The organism is Psychromonas arctica DSM 14288, from assembly GCF_000482725.1.
Taxonomy (GTDB): Bacteria; Pseudomonadota; Gammaproteobacteria; order Enterobacterales; family Psychromonadaceae; genus Psychromonas; species Psychromonas arctica.
The window spans coordinates 20,388-37,599 of the sequence record NZ_AXWP01000057.1; the positions used below are offsets into that span (position 1 = coordinate 20,388).

At 37.6% G+C, this 17,212-nt stretch carries 20 protein-coding genes; 8 read left to right on the forward strand and 12 right to left on the reverse strand.

Annotated features, from left to right (window positions below; translation table 11 throughout):
- Positions 1-154: 154 nt before the first annotated feature.
- From secB to H592_RS0108915, 3 genes are read right to left on the reverse strand one after another with little or no spacing between them, the layout of a single operon-like run.
- Positions 155-616, reverse strand: a complete 462-nt coding sequence (gene secB, locus H592_RS0108905; RefSeq protein ID WP_028868470.1) for a protein-export chaperone SecB — start codon at positions 614-616, stop codon at positions 155-157.
- A gap of 32 nt (positions 617-648) precedes the next feature.
- On the reverse strand, positions 649-897 hold the full coding sequence (grxC, locus tag H592_RS0108910; RefSeq protein WP_028868471.1) for a glutaredoxin 3: 249 nt from the start codon (positions 895-897) through the stop codon (positions 649-651).
- Positions 898-899: 2 nt separating this feature from the next.
- Positions 900-1,328 (reverse strand): rhodanese-like domain-containing protein, encoded by a 429-nt coding sequence (locus H592_RS0108915; RefSeq protein ID WP_028868472.1) that lies wholly within the window; start codon positions 1,326-1,328, stop codon positions 900-902.
- Between the two features lie 212 nt (positions 1,329-1,540).
- Between H592_RS0108915 and gpmM the strand changes: the two genes are divergently transcribed.
- The 4 genes from gpmM to panM all read left to right on the forward strand — a co-directional run bounded on the left by gpmM (position 1,541) and on the right by panM (position 5,879).
- A complete protein-coding gene (gene gpmM / locus H592_RS0108920) occupies positions 1,541-3,070 on the forward strand; it encodes a 2,3-bisphosphoglycerate-independent phosphoglycerate mutase (RefSeq protein ID WP_028868473.1) in 1,530 nt (509 codons plus the stop codon).
- A 234-nt stretch (positions 3,071-3,304) separates the two neighbouring features.
- Entirely contained in the window at positions 3,305-4,576 is a 1,272-nt protein-coding gene (locus H592_RS0108925; protein WP_028868474.1) for a murein hydrolase activator EnvC family protein, read from the forward strand.
- Position 4,577: 1 nt separating this feature from the next.
- Positions 4,578-5,414 (forward strand): divergent polysaccharide deacetylase family protein, encoded by an 837-nt coding sequence (locus H592_RS21880; RefSeq protein WP_051369101.1) that lies wholly within the window; start codon positions 4,578-4,580, stop codon positions 5,412-5,414.
- A gap of 30 nt (positions 5,415-5,444) precedes the next feature.
- Positions 5,445-5,879: an aspartate 1-decarboxylase autocleavage activator PanM gene (gene panM, locus H592_RS0108935; RefSeq protein WP_028868475.1), complete on the forward strand. Its 435-nt coding sequence runs from the start codon at positions 5,445-5,447 to the stop codon at positions 5,877-5,879.
- Positions 5,880-6,275: 396 nt separating this feature from the next.
- On the opposite strand, the gene H592_RS0108940 is transcribed toward panM, so the two are convergent.
- On the reverse strand, positions 6,276-6,878 hold the full coding sequence (locus H592_RS0108940) for a DUF4136 domain-containing protein (RefSeq protein WP_028868476.1): 603 nt from the start codon (positions 6,876-6,878) through the stop codon (positions 6,276-6,278).
- Between the two features lie 32 nt (positions 6,879-6,910).
- Positions 6,911-7,903: a tRNA dihydrouridine(20/20a) synthase DusA gene (gene dusA, locus H592_RS0108945; RefSeq protein WP_028868477.1), complete on the reverse strand. Its 993-nt coding sequence runs from the start codon at positions 7,901-7,903 to the stop codon at positions 6,911-6,913.
- Between the two features lie 107 nt (positions 7,904-8,010).
- Here dusA and H592_RS0108950 point away from each other — a divergent pair, with 107 nt between their 5' ends.
- The 3 genes from H592_RS0108950 to nadS all read left to right on the forward strand — a co-directional run bounded on the left by H592_RS0108950 (position 8,011) and on the right by nadS (position 9,811).
- Positions 8,011-9,081: a site-specific integrase gene (locus H592_RS0108950; RefSeq protein WP_028868478.1), complete on the forward strand. Its 1,071-nt coding sequence runs from the start codon at positions 8,011-8,013 to the stop codon at positions 9,079-9,081.
- 94 nt (positions 9,082-9,175) lie between these two features.
- On the forward strand, positions 9,176-9,496 hold the full coding sequence (locus H592_RS0108955) for a type II toxin-antitoxin system RelE/ParE family toxin (RefSeq protein WP_028868479.1): 321 nt from the start codon (positions 9,176-9,178) through the stop codon (positions 9,494-9,496).
- 15 nt (positions 9,497-9,511) lie between these two features.
- Positions 9,512-9,811 (forward strand): NadS family protein, encoded by a 300-nt coding sequence (gene nadS / locus H592_RS0108960; RefSeq protein ID WP_028868480.1) that lies wholly within the window; start codon positions 9,512-9,514, stop codon positions 9,809-9,811.
- Between the two features lie 386 nt (positions 9,812-10,197).
- On the opposite strand, the gene H592_RS0108965 is transcribed toward nadS, so the two are convergent.
- The 6 genes from H592_RS0108965 to H592_RS0108990 all read right to left on the reverse strand — a co-directional run bounded on the left by H592_RS0108965 (position 10,198) and on the right by H592_RS0108990 (position 16,427).
- Entirely contained in the window at positions 10,198-10,545 is a 348-nt protein-coding gene (locus tag H592_RS0108965) for a hypothetical protein (RefSeq protein WP_028868481.1), read from the reverse strand.
- 739 nt (positions 10,546-11,284) lie between these two features.
- A complete protein-coding gene (locus tag H592_RS0108970; RefSeq protein ID WP_028868482.1) occupies positions 11,285-11,860 on the reverse strand; it encodes a recombinase family protein in 576 nt (191 codons plus the stop codon).
- A gap of 426 nt (positions 11,861-12,286) precedes the next feature.
- On the reverse strand, positions 12,287-12,916 hold the full coding sequence (locus tag H592_RS0108975) for a DUF5677 domain-containing protein (RefSeq protein ID WP_028868483.1): 630 nt from the start codon (positions 12,914-12,916) through the stop codon (positions 12,287-12,289).
- A 409-nt stretch (positions 12,917-13,325) separates the two neighbouring features.
- Entirely contained in the window at positions 13,326-14,615 is a 1,290-nt protein-coding gene (gene ltrA, locus H592_RS0108980; protein WP_028868484.1) for a group II intron reverse transcriptase/maturase, read from the reverse strand.
- A gap of 644 nt (positions 14,616-15,259) precedes the next feature.
- A complete protein-coding gene (locus tag H592_RS0108985) occupies positions 15,260-15,844 on the reverse strand; it encodes a hypothetical protein (RefSeq protein WP_028868485.1) in 585 nt (194 codons plus the stop codon).
- Between the two features lie 109 nt (positions 15,845-15,953).
- On the reverse strand, positions 15,954-16,427 hold the full coding sequence (locus H592_RS0108990; protein ID WP_028868486.1) for a hypothetical protein: 474 nt from the start codon (positions 16,425-16,427) through the stop codon (positions 15,954-15,956).
- A 347-nt stretch (positions 16,428-16,774) separates the two neighbouring features.
- Here H592_RS0108990 and H592_RS24770 point away from each other — a divergent pair, with 347 nt between their 5' ends.
- Positions 16,775-16,909 (forward strand): hypothetical protein, encoded by a 135-nt coding sequence (locus tag H592_RS24770; protein ID WP_281170609.1) that lies wholly within the window; start codon positions 16,775-16,777, stop codon positions 16,907-16,909.
- Here H592_RS24770 and H592_RS0109000 read toward each other — a convergent pair.
- A partial coding sequence (locus H592_RS0109000) for an IS630 family transposase (protein ID WP_028868487.1) occupies positions 16,893-17,212 on the reverse strand: 320 nt, incomplete at its 5' end. The two genes, H592_RS24770 and H592_RS0109000, sit on opposite strands and share 17 nt — an antisense overlap.

Here is a 17,212-nt window from a genome sequence, read left to right on the forward strand (position 1 = left end):
TAAATGCTCCATGTTACTGACGACAACAAGCCATTGCTAATAGGGCTTAACTATGTGAGTTAATACTTAACCCTATAAGTTAAGACCTAACTATGGCTTGTCATTTTTAGGTAATATTGGTTCAAATACTCATGCCGATTGTTATAGAACTTAATTAAGAATTTAATGTTTCTACTTCAGCTTGCTGATTTGTCATTGCTTGTTGAAATAGAGCATCAAAGTTCACTGGTGCTAAGTTTAACTGCGGGAAAGTACCACGAGTCACTAAGCTTGATACCGCTTCACGTGCATATGGAAATAGGATATTTGGACAGAATGCATTTAAGCAATGTGCTAATTGAGGGCCTTCAAGCTGTGATACAGAGAAAATACCCGCTTGTTGTACTTCACATAAGAAAGCAACTTCACCTTCTACTGTCGCAGTTGCAGTCAGTGATAACGTCACTTCATATACACCTTCTTCTAATTTCTTAGATTGTGTATCAATGTCCATTTTAACTTCTGGAGCCCACTCTTTTTTAAAGATATCTGGTGAGTTTGGGCATTCAAAAGAGATGTCTTTTACATAAACACGTTGGATGTTGAATTCTACTTGTTGCTCTTGTTGTTCTGGCATGATCTTTCCTTAATCCTTAAAAATTATTTATATTAACTTAACAGTTCATCAAGTTGGTGTGCGCGTTCTAATGCATATAACTCGTCACAACCCCCTATTGCCTTGCCGTCTATAACAATTTGCGGAACAGTTGTTCCACCAGTCAATTTTGTCATATTCGGACGAAGAGAACGGTCAGACACATCAATTTCTTGATAGGTTACTTTTTTATTGTCCAACAATTGTTTTGCACGAATACAATATGGGCAATATGGAGTGGTGTAGATAGTGATAGTAGCCATAATTACTTCTTAGTTATTGGTAAATTTGCAGAGGTCCAGCCGCTCATACCTGAAAATAGATTATTTACTTGCTCAAAACCAGCTTTTGCCAGCTTCTCACCAGCACCTGCAGAGCGAGTACCTGATGCACACACAACTATAATGGGGGTCTGCTTATTATTTTCAATAGCTGCGAACTTTCCTTCTTGAATCTGTGACGGAGTTATATTTTTTGCATTAACGATATGGCCTTTTTTAAACTCATCTGCAGTTCTAATATCAACGACTATCGCATCTTGCTTGTTGATTAATTGTGTTGCTTGCTGTGGGTTGATATTGTTTATCTTGCTTAGTTTATCTTTTACAACACTGTGGATTAACATTGCAGCGATCGCGACCCATGCAGCAGCTAACATCGGATTGTTGGTAATAAAATCAATATATTCTTGCATAACTTTTTTCTTCTTCTGTAAGGATAAATTTCAGCATGAGTATACCCTGTGGAAAACAGAATATCAGCCTTGAGATTTAGATTAATAAATGAAAATAGCTTTTTTGTGCTTTTTTCAACTTGCTTTGATCTAACACTAGGCTTTTTCAGTGACAAGCTACACAAATGTTGTAAAATCCCTTGTAGATAATTTAATCATTAAAGAGGTTTGATATGACAACTCCTAAGAAACCATTAGTACTATTGATTTTAGACGGTTGGGGCTACCGCCCAGATATGCCAGATAATGCTGTATCAAATGCTAAAACACCTGTTCTAGACCAATTATGTAAAGACTATGCCAATACGCTTATTTCGGCATCGGGTATGGATGTAGGTTTACCAGATGGACAAATGGGTAATTCAGAAGTAGGTCATACTAATATTGGTGCAGGACGTACTGTTTACCAAAACCTAACCAAAGTGACTAAATCTATCGCCGATGGCGATTTCTATGAAAATGCAAATTTTGTTGCCGCGGTTGATAAAGCAGTTGCAGCAGATAAAGCCGTTCATATTATGGGCCTTGCTTCACCAGGCGGTGTTCACTCTCATGACGATCATATTGTTGCAGCCATTGAACTAGCAGCAAGACGTGGAGCAAAAAAAGTTTACGTTCATGCTTTCTTAGATGGCCGTGATACTCCGCCACGCAGTGCAGCAGGTACATTGTCGAAATTTGAAGATAAATATAAAGAAGTTGGCGTTGGTCGTACTGCCACTTTAGTGGGCCGTTACTTTGCAATGGACCGTGACAATCGTTGGGATCGTGTAGAGCAAGCTTATAGCCTACTTACTGAAGCAAAATCAGAATACACAGCCGACAGCGCATTAGTCGGTCTTGAAAATGCTTATGCTCGTGATGAAAATGATGAATTTGTAAAAGCAACTGTGATTGGCGAAGCTGCACCTATTTCTGACGGTGACGCAGTTTTATTCTTAAACTTCCGCGCTGACCGTGCACGTGAGATAACTTATACTTTCACGGATCAAAACTTCACTGGTTTTGAACGTGCAGTAACGCCAGACGTTCACTTTGTGACGTTAACAGAGTTCGCAGCAGATATTAAAGCGCCAGCAGCTTACCCAAGCGAACAGCTAACTAATACGTTAGGTGAATGGTTAGCGAAAAAAGACAAAACACAATTACGTATTTCAGAAACTGAAAAATACGCACATGTGACTTTCTTCTTTAACGGTGGCGTTGAAGATGAGTTCCCTGGCGAGCATCGTACATTAATTAGCTCTCCTGCAGTGGCGACCTATGATATGCAACCAGAAATGAGCTCTGCTGAATTAACTGAAAAATTAGTAGGCGCAATCAAAAGCAGCGAATACGATGTGATCATCTGTAACTACCCGAATGGCGATATGGTTGGACACACTGGTGTATATGAAGCTGCTGTTAAAGCTTGTGAAGCTGTAGATGCTTGTATTGGTCAGATTGTAGGTGCATTAAAAGAAGTGGGCGGCGAATGTTTAATTACTGCTGACCACGGTAATGCAGAACAAATGATTGATCCTGATACAGGTGGCATTCATACCGCACATACTAATTTACCAGTACCGTTTATCTATGTGGGTCGTGAAGCAACTATAGCTGAAGGCGGTCGCCTATGTGATATCGCACCGACTATGTTGTCATTGATGAACATGGAAATACCAACTGAAATGACAGGTAAACCTTTAATTACTGTTAAGTAAGTTTAACTCTGGTGCGTTAGGTTTTTCTGGCGCACCTGATTTCTTCCTAAAAATCAGCTATCTCGTTCAAGTAATTTCCACTTAATTTGCGTAAATTCCTATTTAATCGAATAAAATGCATGTAAACCTTCAGTAATTGTTTTTTTACTCAACATACAAAAGAATTGTAGGTATTATCTGATTGATATATTTATCAATCATACTAATCCGTTTATAAGGTCGATACCAACAGTGATGCTAAATCCATTTTATTCCAGTCAACGAGGACCTTTAAAACAATTATTGTGCATTCCTTTTCTCGTTGCTATTCTTTTTAGCCATCAAATTTCAGCTGCAGACCTTACAAACTTACAACGTCAAATTAATCAAAGTAAACAAACAAAATCAGAACAACAAAAACAACAACAGCAGCTTGAAGCTCAACTTGCAGCAAGTGATCAAGCAATTGCCAAGGCATCTTTACAGGTTAATCAAACCAAAAAAATGATTGATGACAAACGCAATGCACTAATCACTTTGCAGCAAGAAACGAAGCAACTAGAAGACAACAAAAAAAAGCAACAAACATTATTAGAGCAGCAGCTCATTAGTGCTTATATGACAGGGCAAAATGACCTTATTAAATTAATGCTAAATCAAGAGGATCTGAGCAAAGTCATTCGCGCCAAAAGCTATTACTATTATTTAAATGAAGCGCGCTTAGAAAGTATTGAAGCCTTACATTCAACGCAACAAAAACTCGATAAAAACGCTGCCCAACAAACAGCAGCACTGGCTTCTCTTGAAGGCCTGTATCAAGAACAGAAACAAACTCAAGCAACGGTAAATAATCAGCGATTAAAACGCGATCAAGCACTACGTGAATTAAAACAAGATATTAACTATCAAAATGCAAAAATAGCAGAATTAGCGAACTCCGAGAAAGTATTACGAGCTCGCATTAAAAAAGCAGCCGAAGATCGTAAAAAAAGGCAGCTCGTAGCAGCTAAAGCCAAAGCTGCGCAAGAACGTAAGAATAGAGCAAAGGCGCAGGCACAAGCGGCGCAGGAACGAGAAAAAATAGCACAAGCAGAAGTGGCAGCGAGAAAAAAAGCACAAACGCACTCAAAAATTGCAGGTCTCAAAGGTAAATTACCTTGGCCTATTCAAGGAAAAGTATTACATCGTTTTGGCAGCTCTCGTAGCAGTCAAGTGACCTGGAAAGGTATTGCTATCGCAGCCAATGAGGGCGAAAAAGTAAGAGCAGTGGCTACTGGACGAGTTCTATTTGCAGGATATTTTAAAGGCTACGGCATGGTGATCGCGCTCGACCATAGCGATAACTATATTACTTTATACGGATACAATGAAACATTGCTGCAAAAAGCAGGTGATGTGGTTTTTCAAGGTGATGCGATAGCGCTGGCAGGACACAGTGGTGGACAAGATAGAAACAGCTTATATTTTGAATTAAGCCACAAAGGTAAAGCAGAAGATCCATTACGCTGGTTAACAAGAAGTAAGTAATATGCTACTCACCTTTCTAAATAAAACAGGTAGATTATTACTTTATACATGGCTCTTTATTACAGCAACTAATGTCTTAGCAATCGGCAAGCTAGTTATTATCATTGATGACATTGGTAATAATAAGAATAATCAGGCATTTTTAAAGTTACCAAAAAATGTTATTTTTTCTATTCTCCCATTTACACCTTTCTCTAAAAGCCTTGCTCGAGCTGCCCACCAGCAACATCGAGAAGTACTATTACACATACCAATGCAGGCACACAGCCATAACCATTTATTAGGTAAAGGTGCATTAATTGAAGAGATGGATAAACAGACTCTCCAACAACAATTGATCGATTCCCTAAAGGTCATCCCCCATGCTGTTGGTGCTAATAACCATATGGGTAGCCAACTCACCGAGAATCAAACAGCAATGCAATGGACAATGGAATTGTTATATCAACAGGGATTGTTTTTTGTAGATAGCTTTACGAGTGCTAAGAGCGTCGCACAAACCGCAGCATTAACTGCCGGGCTACCTGCTTTAAGACGTCACATATTCTTAGACAATGTACGCACACAAGCGGCGATGGAAAAGCAATTTAAGGCAGCAATCGAACATAGTTTACATTCCCCTTATACCATTCTTATTGCGCACCCTTACCCTGAAACCTTACAATATTTATCACAACGCTTAGCTTTACCCGAACAAGATTACCAATTAGTGCCCTTAAGGGAATTAATTCCATTAAAAGAGCGTGTGGTCTTATTGCTTAAAAAAATACAATATTATCAACAAAATCGAGTTTATTCAGATACCAGTAGTATTAATTTCCCACTGCTGAATGAATAACATAACTAACAACCTAATAGTGAGACTTGTATGCGCCTATCCGTTTTCATTGCTGACACCCTATCAAATCAATTATTAATAGATTTACAGAAAATCTATGCAGGCCACCTACCACCGGCAGCATTAACCGAACAAGCCATTAAAGAGCAACTAGCACAAGCCGATACCAAGTTATACGTCACGATGTTTAATGAGCGCCATATAGGTGCTGTAAATGTAAAAACCCAAGATACAACAGCTATATTTTCACAACTAGCTATTAGAGATCTAACTCGTCGACGTGGCGTAGGCAAGAATTTGTTAAAGCAAATTGAAAATGAGATTGCAGCGAAAGGTATTACACAAATTGAGTATAACTTAAAAGAAGTATTAGAAGATCAGTACCTAGCAACTCAGGCCTTTTTTTCAGATAGTGGCTACACAATCAACAATCATATTGCGAGTAAGTCTATTAGGGTCTGTTGATCTTTCAAGTTTATTTTTGCAACGAGTTGCTGGCTTTTTATACAAGGCTGAGCTTATGACGTGTGGTTATTCTCTATAAATAAGCGAAAACGCAGTAGAAATAGTCAGAAAACGTTGCCCTACGGGTTCACCACAAGGCGTTATGCTCTTTGTTGGACAAAATTTGCTTAGGATGACTAGGCTTCACTTTGTTCGCCTCGATCAAAACGACTTGTGGTGAACAAAATTTAAACGGCAAAGATCAACAGCCCCTAGTTAACAGTAAGCTGCCATTAAATAGAATACTGCACTATATTCGTTATCGGTTGTCATTCATTATTTGTATATTGAATAGCAACCGATACATATCTGCTAAGTGTGGTTTCATCAATACAATTTATGTAATGACTTTCTCGCCTATTTACCCGCTTGTGGAAAATCACCTAACATCATACTTAAAATATATTGCATACGTACTGAGCCTGCTTCCATGCGATCTTGTTCTAAATCGACAAAGCCTTGCACAGCAGAGCGCCAATAAACGGTTTTTTCTTGGTTATCTAACGCAGCTAATAACAGTGAGCCTTTTTCATAACGAGGATCATTAACATTACTACGTGTTAAACCTGGTAGCAGTCCAAAGCGTTGCTGAATAGTTTGGTCCGCAATATCATCTTCTAGCGCAAATAAAAATCCAACAACAATATCAGCTTGCTTAGGATCAGCACGATATTGATAGCCTTTACTGCTCAAATAAGTGGTTATTTGGTTGCGAATATAACCTTTCAGCTGTTGCTGATTTTGTCCCGCGACCCCTGATAACACCTGATTATATTGGTCGCTCCAAGTATAAGTAGTAAATGCGGGCAATACATCCGAGGGGTTACCACTACTCACAATCATTAAACGCTGCGTTTTACTTTGTATTTGCGCTGTTGCATCGGTTGTCGTTTGTGAGCTACAACCATAAATAGCAAGCTGAATACCAATCATAGCAAACAGTAAATATAACTTTTTCATCCTATTACCTCACCTTCGCTAACAAGTAGATCTTAATCTTCAATCACAAATGATGCTGCTTTTTGCATGACTTCAATACCTGAACCGGGTATATGACCATTTTCACTTAAATGTCGACGCCATGCTCGTGCACCCGGTAAACCTTGAAACAAGCCTAACATATGGCGAGCGACACGATTTAAGTGTACACCCTGGCTTAACTGAGATTCAATATAAGGGTACATTTTTTCTAAAACTTCAAAACGAGTTAATGGCTCTTTGTCACATCCAAACAACTGCTGATCAACCGTACTTAAGATATATGGATTAGCATAAACCTCTCTTCCTAACATCACTCCATCTAAATGCTGCAAATGAGTTTCACAATCAGATAACGTTTTAATACCGCCATTAATCGCAATCGTTAATTCAGGAAAATCACGCTTTAATTGATACACACGCTCATAATCTAAAGGTGGTACATCACGATTTTGCTTTGGACTTAAACCACTTAACCAAGCTTTACGCGCATGAACAATAAACGTATCACAACCTTGTGCTTTTACTTTTTCAACAAAGTCACATAAAAATTCATAGGAGTCTAGTTCATCAATACCAATCCGTGTTTTAACCGTCACGGGTAAACCACTGGCATCCTTCATCGCTTTTACTGCATCACCAACTAATGCCCCTTCAGCCATTAAACACGCACCAAAGCGACCATTTTGAACACGGTCAGAGGGGCAACCTACATTCAAGTTTATTTCATCAAATCCACGTTCAGCACCTGCTTTAGCAGCTTGCGCTAAATCTAATGGTGCTGAGCCACCTAACTGCAAACTTACTGGATGCTCAGCAGCATCTTTTTGTAAGTAATCCCCTTTCCCATACAAAATAGCACCTGTGGTGACCATTTCGCTGTATAACAATGTATTTTTACTCATTAAACGATGGAAATAACGACAATACTGATCAGTCCAATCAAGCATCGGAGCAATAGAAAAGCGGTTAGTAGGGTAACTGCTTGATGTTTCAGTGCTTATCATTGTTTTTGCTCACTTTGTTATCGGCTAAAAATGCCTTGAATTACGTTGAATTATGCTGAATTTCGTTCTACAGTACGCCTTAAGTACGCCTCATAGGAGTAGGACAAATGGCATCTTTTTCAATACAAACACGTACATTAGCAAATGGTGAAATTCGCTTTAAAGCAACCGTGACAGTAAAAAAGAACAGTTCGATCATACACAGAGAAGCCAAGACATTCAAAAGGAAAGAGCTTGCCAGGACATGGGGAAGAAATAAAACTTCAGAGCTAAAAGAATTTGGCATTAATCAATCCAAAACATCTTCGATTGGTGAGCTACTTGACCAATTTATAGATGCTCGAAATTTATGGGATAACACGGGGCGTACTAAACAGTATGTTATAAAAATGCTTCGTGATTGTGATATAGCGACAATCCAAAGCGATCAGTTAAAAACAAGTGATCTCATAGAGCACTGTAAGATCCGCAAAGCTACAGGCACCAAACCACAAACTATTTATCATGATATTGCATACTTACGATCCGTCATGAAAAAATCGTTACCCGTATTTAATATTAAATCAAGTCCTGAGATATTCGAAGAAGCAGTTCCAATACTTATCGATATGAAATTAGTTGGAAAAAGTACTAAGCGAACAAGAAGACCTACAGAAGATGAAATAGAAAGATTGAAAGAAGGCTTATTAAAACGCCAAGAGTTTCATGCTAACGGTAAGGTACGTATTCCATACATAGATATCCTCGACTTTAGTATTTTAACTTGTATGCGCATTGGTGAGGTCTGTAAATTACGCTGGGATGACTTAAACGAAGATCATAAAACCATTTTAATTCGAGATAGAAAAGATCCTCGAAAAAAAGAAGGGAATCACATGATCGCGCCATTATTAGGCGGCTCTTTTGACATTATAATGAAACAACCTAAAAGTAATGAACTTATATTTCCTTACAACTCACGAAGTGTCACTGTAGGCTTTCAACGAGTACGTAATACGCTAGGAATAACCGACCTACGCTACCATGACTTAAGAAGGGAAGGTGCAAGCCGGTTATTTGAAAAAGGCTACTCTATCGAAGAAGTAGCTCAAGTAACCGGCCATCGCAATTTAAATATTTTATGGCAAGTATACACCCAGCTATTTCCGCATAAATTACATGATAAATTTAATGAATAAAAATTAATTTAGTACATAGTACTACTGAAAGCATCAATATAAATATTGATTTAGTACATAGTACAATCTAAACTACATATAAATAGAGTAAATTATGTTCACATTTATTGAGCTTAGCGGTTTTAGTAAGCACAGAGAAAGTTTGTTAGTCGACGATGACTTTAAAAAAATGCAAGAAGCTTTAATAGAAAACCCAGAGTTAGGTAAAATCATAGCTGGTACAGGAGGGTTTAGAAAACTAAGATGGTCTAGGCCAGGCATGGGTAAAAGTGGCGGTGTAAGAGTTATATATTATAATCTTTCTGCATCTTCTGGCCGATTATATTTAGCCCTTATCTATCCAAAAAATGAATTAGATAATATTACTAATGAGCAAAAAAAGCAGTTGAGAAAAGTTTCTGAAAAACTTATTTAACAAAGGTTATATATTATGAAAGATGAGTTATTTGAAGATTTACTTGCTAGTGCAAATGAGATGCTAGATATTGAAACAGGCAGCAAAAATCCTGAGGAAAAGCATATTCATGTCTATGATACATTAGATGTCAAAGCAATTAGAGAAGCTTCAGGCAAAGATCGCAAAGAGTTCGCCGAAATAATAGGCGCAAGTTATGACTCAGTGTGCAGTTGGGAAAGTAAGCGTCGTAATCCATCAGGTGTAACAAAAAAGCTATTAACTTTAATCAAAGAAAACCCTGAAAAAATGGTTTCTAAATTAGAATTTTCTTAGATTGTCTTTCTTAATACTTAAACTGTGGTCATAAAACATTTAATTTATATTGCTTAATAACACGCTGAACCGTAGATACTGAAGTATCTATACACAGTTATTTCCGCATAAATTACATGATAAATTTAATTAATAAAAAGAAATAAACCGTTTGAAGCAAGACCTAAGCTATTATTTAATCTTTCTATCTATAGTTTTTTAATGGTTCACTAACCATGAATATGCATAGATCCTAGCTGAGCCTAATGAGGCTGTAGAATTACAATTACAACAAAATAACTAAAAATGAGTTCCTATAATGAACCCTAAACGCTTTTAATACTCTAGGTAATCACATTCTATGCGAAGCGTTGTGAATCCCTCACAAATGCTTTGTTATATTTGCTCTACCAACGTGATGATTGAGCCATGACTGAACGTGATACCTGCGCTTGATTGTCACCGGCTATAGAATTGGCTCTCTTTTTTATAGCTGTTGGTAAGGAGTTAGTTTCATCTTTTAAAATAAAACTAACTGCTTTCGGTGTCACTTTCTTACCATCAGACAATGTGATATCCAACTCATTCGCTACACTTGCTGTTACTTTCATATTTTTAAGTGAAAGGTAGATGCAAGCAACACGTACTTCTGGGGTTTTATCTGTCGAATTAAGCTCACCAATGAGAGTTTGAAGCTTTGCTATATCTTCATTTAAGTCCTTAACGACATATTCTAATAATTCTATTTCTTTCAAAATTTTCTCCAAAAACATAAAGCCAGTTTAAAGCTCTTACTGAACGAAGGCGCTTTGCGACAGAAAAGAACAACGACTCATACTCTCTAGTAACACCGCCACCCAGATAGTGATTGCAGGCGAGAAACATTAACGTCACCACTATAACCCCCTTTACCATCAACTTAAAGCTACAAGGCAAGCGTCCAACTCATTGCATTAACCTCACTCGCCCAGCGAAAAGTAACCCACCAAAAAATGCAGTTCTCAACCACGCAATTTATTATGAATAAGTAGACGCGGGCTTGTCCAACACCCAGATCAGATGGCGGCTACGCGACACCTATCATTGTTTGTTAGGCCTTAAAATACTCTGGTTCCCCACCTAACCATTTTGATTTGATGGACTTACCAGAAACTGTTTTGAGATATGATTGCTCAAAAAAGGTATGTACTAGTTTACAATTCGAAAGCACAATATTATTTTTAATTTTTAATGCTTCTATTTCATATAGGTGGTCACAGCCAAACTTACACAACGGCATTACAATATTTGGGCCGATTCGTTCATTAAAAGAGCACTTAGACCTTTTCTTTTTATGCGCAGTGATCAAAGAGCTAATGCTAAATTCATTATTGTTGTGGTTAAGTGATTTTGGCCACTAATTTAGTGGCCAAGTAGGTCATTTCCGTAGGGCGCTTTATGCTCTTTTGCGGGATAGAAGCCTATATTATTCAATTCGCTGTTACTCAGGGTTAATTAATAACAATTAACCTTTGGTTCTAATATATTTAACCTGTATTTCTTAATAACACGCTGAACCGTAGATACTGAAGTACCTAGATTGTTAGCTATTGTTCGTTGCGGTATTTTTTCTTTATATTCATTAATAATATCAGCCTTTAACCTCATTGAAGAAGATCTTCCTTCATAGACCCCTTTTGCTTTTGCTTGAGCAATCCCTTCCGCTTGACGCTGTTTCATTATGTCTCGTTCAAATTGGTAAACAGCACCAAGCATATTCAGCATCAATTCATTCATAGGGTTTTGTTTATTTGCCGAAAACACCATATTTTCTTTCAAAAATTTAACTGCAACCCCCTTATCTATAAAAAACTCAATAAGGTCTTTTAGATCCTTTAGATTACGTGCTAAACGGCTTATATCATGACAAATAACAATATCACCTGATCTTGCATGCTCTTTTAACTTAATAAGCTCTGGTCGATTTGTATTTGCTCCACTTACTTTATCAATAAATGTTTTATCAGCTTCGATGATTTGACGATCAGTATTTTGTTCAATAGTTGAAACTCGAAGATAAGCTAATTTCATTTCAGTCTTTTTGTATTCATAAGTTCAAACCCTAGAATAATGAATATTAAACATCATGTAAAGCCTAATAAATCATTGCTTTTGTATTCAAGCCACGACCGTGTTCATAAGCATACATATGAACACAATAAAGTTGAGTAATTACATGAGTTATGCCACCCAATTACACCCAAAATGCCAGGCATGATCATCTAAAGCGATCATTAAATAACATTTACTGTGATCACTTAATTATCTTGGGTTTTCAATTAATAAATTAAGATCATTTTACGGTTAGCTGACATTAGATTTTGTTTTACTAACGCCCGCTGTTCCGACAAAGCAGACATTACTGGTATGTCGCTTTGGCCCCTTTGAGATAGAAAACTTACAGGACAACAGCTATTCATTGGCTTTAGCAGTATAGTCACTTGTATGGCAATTCGCTTAAACTTCTTCAGATTTCCAAACTTGCAAACTAAGCAATTCTGTTGCATTTAAAACAGTGGTAACATTATCTAGCAACGAATTTACACCTTCTTCCGTTATTTCACATAACACTGAAATCATTGTTGAATGAGCATAAGACAAAGATAAGTCTCTATACAAAGAATCATAAAAGGGGCCAAGCTCAGATTTATTAGCGGCATTAAAAATACAATACCCTAAATCTTTTATTGGATTTTCTTCATAGCCATTGATGCCGGCTTCAAGTTTCTCACGATGATCTGATGTCAAAGTATCTTGTTTGTCTTTATCTGTGCTTCTTTTAAGGGCTTTCATACCTTTTAAAAGCGAAGTTTGAGATTTATTAAAAAACTCATCATAGAAATTTTCATCTCGCTCAAGTGCGAACAAGTTGAATAGGTGTTCTAGTGAGAGGCGATGAATAGAGAATGCTTCTTCCCTTAAATCATTCTTAAGCAGTAATATGATACTTACACTATTATTTAGAATTTTCTTCCTGAGCTTAAGCATTACATATTCTTTATCAACAGTATCAGCCTTGCTTATATGTAATAGTCTTTCATTAGACTCTGCTATTAATTGCTGAACTTCGTTCAATTTTTCTTTCATATTAATACCTATAGAAAATTTAGAATAATTGAGTATACCCAAACAACTTGATAATGCTTCTCATGTAGATTGGTCTTTAGGCCATCAATCGGTCAGTGACGAGATAAATCCCGACCTACAACCCCTGCAATTTTGCATCTTGAAGTATCATGGGTATATATGAATGTTTGTCTAACGAGGCTGTAGAATTTCTCCATCTCTGGAGAAAAACAGCGATTTTTAATATTTAATATTTAAATAAAGCAACAGGTTAAAAATATAAAATTCTTATTGATTTACAAAAACGAATTATTCTACAGCCTATCGTGGTAGAGCGATCTGTTACCAGACCGACCCCACACAGATCCGGACGTGCGGAACTACCGCATCCGGCTCTTCAGTTAAATATTCACTCGTGTAAAACACGACCCTAGTACCAATCGACAAGTATATTTCGCTTGCTCACCTTGGGTACTTCAATTTTAAAATAACTTAACATCTTCTTGAAATTACTCCAATTATAGCTTTTCCGACCGCTTCTTCTATTTAACCATTTATACAGGTTATGCAGTACATAGTTATATAAATGAGACAGACTACGACTATTGTCAGGCAGCCCAAAGTAATTTCTGAATCCGGTCAGTTTGCGTCTTAATTGGGGAAGCCACTCTCTTAATTTAAGTGAGTATTTTCCCTTTATCCATTGATAATACTCCGTCAACGTCCCTTTCTGTTTCTTAACAGCAGTTCTTCGTCGAAGTCTTACTTTACCATTGGCATCGGTTCCCCAATAAAACTCAAAACCTAAAAATGCAAAATGACGCTTTCGCCCTACATGGAAGCGACTAAACCGCATCAATGATGTTTTATCTTCCGCGACGTCTAAATTGAATTTATTTAATCGTTTCGGTAATACCCGATAAAAGCGCTCCGCATCCTTTGAAAACTGAAATGCACAGACAAAATCATCCGCATAGCGGATCATCATACATCGCCCTTCCATTGCTGGTTTTACTTTCTTTTCAAACCAAAGATCTAATGCGTAATGTAAGTAAATATTAGCCAGTACTGGGCTGATAATACCCCCTTGAGGACTACCACTCGTTGGCTTAGTAAAGACACCATCGGGCGATTTAATCCGCGCTTTTAACCATTGGCTTATCAAGCTAAGCATTGCGGCATCATCAATTCGTTGTTTAAGCATCTCCATTAACCAATTATGATCGAGGTTGTCAAAGAAGCCTTTAATATCAGCTTCTACAATGTAACCATAACCTTTAAATTGTAGATTGAGTGTTAAACTATGAATGGCTTGATGGGCACTTTTATTCGGTCGATAACCATAACTGTTACGCAAAAAGTCTTGTTCCCAGATACTTTGCAGGATCTGGCTAACGCTTTGCTGTACCAATTTGTCACTGACCGTGGGTAGGCCTAATGGCCGCTGTTTACCGTTCGATTTGGGAATAAAGATGCGCTTAATATCATTCGCCCTATAACATTTCTGTTTAAGTTGATGACTTAAGCTCGTTATATTTTCAACTAAGTTAGCCTGATATTGAACAATAGAGCATCCATCAATACCTGGCACAGCTTTCTTGTTGAGTTGCCCCCAACTTTCATATAGGCATTCAGTATTTAGTAATCCATATAAATTCTGAAACCTATGTTTAGGGTGAGTATGTGCTTTAAATGTGATGTTATTAAGTGTCGTTGTCATCGTATCTCCAGCCCTACTTTGTCCGGACCATGTATCTGCTTAATAACGGATATAACTGTCAGCTCCTTCGCCATGTACAAGGCTTTCCCCTGCTCAGACTACTATGGGCTGATCTGACTTCCAAAAGATCTTCGTTTGCCTTGCTTTTCACTCAGCTTCCCTACCACCTTCCTTGTGGAATACCTTTGGATCTCTCAAGTTCTCGATGCATCTCTACATACATGCCACGGCTTGAAAACTCCGCTGACTCGCCACAATCTAACCACTGCGATTGCTTTGCTTGGACTTCGATGGCGTTGCAAACCTCGTCAGTCAGATCTAATATTTATCGGAGCGATACCAGCACTTCAGGGACACGCATCCCCTATGGCCTATATGATTCTCTGTGTACGCTTCACCTATCTTGTTCACTTGATTTATCTGGTTCGCACCAATGAAATGCTATTGCAAATCTCAAGCTCCGCCAAAGGCGCAACACTCGATACAGGTGGTTGGTTAAACCTTACCTGACAGGGACTTACACCCTGCAAGATGCACCAAGCTTAGCTTGACGCACCAACGCCACGTTAAGCGGCAAAAAATTGTTGGCTATAATGTGAACGGAGTGAAACAGCCAACTGTTTTTTGTCCGTTTGAACGTCTTGTTAGGCAGATTTTTGCACAAGCTTTACTAAAAGCCCTTTAAGTATTACACGTGGTCCACAGGTTACTTCCCACTTAATTTGGTTTTTCTCTTCTATTAATTTTAATTCCCTTGGTATTACTCCCCAACCAGTTTTTATTTCTTCATCAGTATGTTTAGAGCCTATAACAGGTTTTCCAGTCAGGTCTTGCAGAAGCCAAGTTACACATTGGTTCCATATTTCTGGTTGCCTCAACATAAAGTCGGGTAATTCTGAGGCTTTAAAAAGTAACAAGAGTTCGGAATGTAATTCAGGAATTGATAAAACTTTAGAAATGCCAATAATAATCTTTGTTGGATCATCTGATTGGTGTTTATCTACGATTTTTGCAATTTGATCTAGTAATACTTTCGCCGATCTACGATCCAGTTTGGGATGTAAAGACCAGTCAGAAAAAAGTCTTACAGTTGGATATTTATCAAATTGGTTATTCGATTCAATTAACTCTCTTGATAGTGAGAACATTCGCAAGCAGTCAGATACATTGGCACTATTACACATTTGAACTTGTGAAAAAAGGTTAAGCAATCTCCGTTTAGCTGGCATTCTATCTCCTTCTGCCTAACGCCTACTTAAGCGGACAAAAATAGTGGGCTAAAATTTTGTTGAGGAACGAAATATGGCCCGCTGTTTTTGTTCCGATTTTAAGTTCTTGTTATGTACTTTTAGCACAACACTCGTAAGGCGTTCTTTGCGAGACCACATTAAATTTTGCTACTATAACACCAGATATAATTGAGCATACTAAAGTCAGAACGGCTACCAAGTACCAGCCTTTACGATTTTCAGAACGACTATGAAAATACTCAATTCCTTTTTCACCAATGAATAAGTAAGCATCTTCATTATCAGAAGCTAACAGAGATAAAGATTTGTAACTCTGTTCTCCTGTACCCTGAGAATAGGCTTGAAAAGTGAGAGCCATGATATAACTATTAATTTCTGTAGTGCCTTTAACTTTAGGTATTGGTCCCGTAAAGTTAATATATCCAGCTTTTAATAGTGCTGTTAACCCATAAAAATCTCTATGGTCATTATGTGTTCTCTTGATCATTCTACAGAGCTCACGAATTCCAACTTCATCTTGTTCATGAATTAATTTCAAAATATCATGATTAATTTTCTTCACAGAAACTCCATAGGTACAACGCCTAAATAACAGGCTAAGTAATTGTTGGCTAAAATTGTGTAGCGAAACGTAGCCAACTGTTACGTGTCCTTGTTGATTTTCTTATAGTTTGACCAATCCACTTCTTTAATAAAATAACTTATTATTATCTAAGTGGAACATGCTTCTGTTGGTTACGAATATTGAATTGCTAAACATACAATGTTTCTAACAAGACGTTCGAGCCAACAGAACAACTCGCTTCAAAACGCATACTCAGGGATCGCCTACCACGACTATCTATAAGACCTGCGAGAAACGAGCTTTAAGCACATTCCATCGTTAACTTTACGCGGAGGAGAGTCAAAATGAAAGGATATAACGTTGATGATTTTGCTGCTTTAATTGGCATCGATTGGGCGGATAAAAAGCACGACATCTGTGAACACCCAATTAATTCAGACAAATACATATACCCAAGCTACCTCAAGATGCAAAATTGAAGGTTTGAAAGTTATCATTAATTCTACTGTCTAAAGCATCATCAAGATTGGGTAACGTGTCATCGAAAAAATGATTAATATGCTGTCGAAATTCTTTTGCAGTTGCAAAATATTTATTATTTCTGGCGTATTCATTCATCACCTTCCATAAGCGTTCTATTGGGTTTAAATTAGGGCTGTATGGCGGTAAATAGTGCAATATTATACCAAGCTCTTTTGCCGCAATTTTAACGACTTCACTACGGTGATACCCCGCTCCGTCAAGTATCAAATGAATAGGCAGATCTGTTCTGTATTGCTCTT

Excerpts from the sequence above, each read along its gene's own strand:
- secB (WP_028868470.1), bottom strand. The coding sequence starts at position 616 with ATGCCAGAACAACAAGAGCAACAAGTAGAATTCAACATCCAACGTGTT.
- grxC (WP_028868471.1), bottom strand. The coding sequence starts at position 897 with ATGGCTACTATCACTATCTACACCACTCCATATTGCCCATATTGTATT.
- H592_RS0108915 (WP_028868472.1), bottom strand. The coding sequence starts at position 1,328 with ATGCAAGAATATATTGATTTTATTACCAACAATCCGATGTTAGCTGCT.
- gpmM (WP_028868473.1), top strand. The coding sequence starts at position 1,541 with ATGACAACTCCTAAGAAACCATTAGTACTATTGATTTTAGACGGTTGG.
- H592_RS0108925 (WP_028868474.1), top strand. The coding sequence starts at position 3,305 with ATGCTAAATCCATTTTATTCCAGTCAACGAGGACCTTTAAAACAATTA.
- H592_RS21880 (WP_051369101.1), top strand. The coding sequence starts at position 4,578 with ATGCTACTCACCTTTCTAAATAAAACAGGTAGATTATTACTTTATACA.
- panM (WP_028868475.1), top strand. The coding sequence starts at position 5,445 with ATGCGCCTATCCGTTTTCATTGCTGACACCCTATCAAATCAATTATTA.
- H592_RS0108940 (WP_028868476.1), bottom strand. The coding sequence starts at position 6,878 with ATGAAAAAGTTATATTTACTGTTTGCTATGATTGGTATTCAGCTTGCT.
- dusA (WP_028868477.1), bottom strand. The coding sequence starts at position 7,903 with ATGATAAGCACTGAAACATCAAGCAGTTACCCTACTAACCGCTTTTCT.
- H592_RS0108950 (WP_028868478.1), top strand. The coding sequence starts at position 8,011 with ATGGCATCTTTTTCAATACAAACACGTACATTAGCAAATGGTGAAATT.
- H592_RS0108955 (WP_028868479.1), top strand. The coding sequence starts at position 9,176 with ATGTTCACATTTATTGAGCTTAGCGGTTTTAGTAAGCACAGAGAAAGT.
- nadS (WP_028868480.1), top strand. The coding sequence starts at position 9,512 with ATGAAAGATGAGTTATTTGAAGATTTACTTGCTAGTGCAAATGAGATG.
- H592_RS0108970 (WP_028868482.1), bottom strand. The coding sequence starts at position 11,860 with ATGAAATTAGCTTATCTTCGAGTTTCAACTATTGAACAAAATACTGAT.
- H592_RS0108975 (WP_028868483.1), bottom strand. The coding sequence starts at position 12,916 with ATGAAAGAAAAATTGAACGAAGTTCAGCAATTAATAGCAGAGTCTAAT.
- ltrA (WP_028868484.1), bottom strand. The coding sequence starts at position 14,615 with ATGACAACGACACTTAATAACATCACATTTAAAGCACATACTCACCCT.
- H592_RS0108985 (WP_028868485.1), bottom strand. The coding sequence starts at position 15,844 with ATGCCAGCTAAACGGAGATTGCTTAACCTTTTTTCACAAGTTCAAATG.
- H592_RS24770 (WP_281170609.1), top strand. The coding sequence starts at position 16,775 with ATGAAAGGATATAACGTTGATGATTTTGCTGCTTTAATTGGCATCGAT.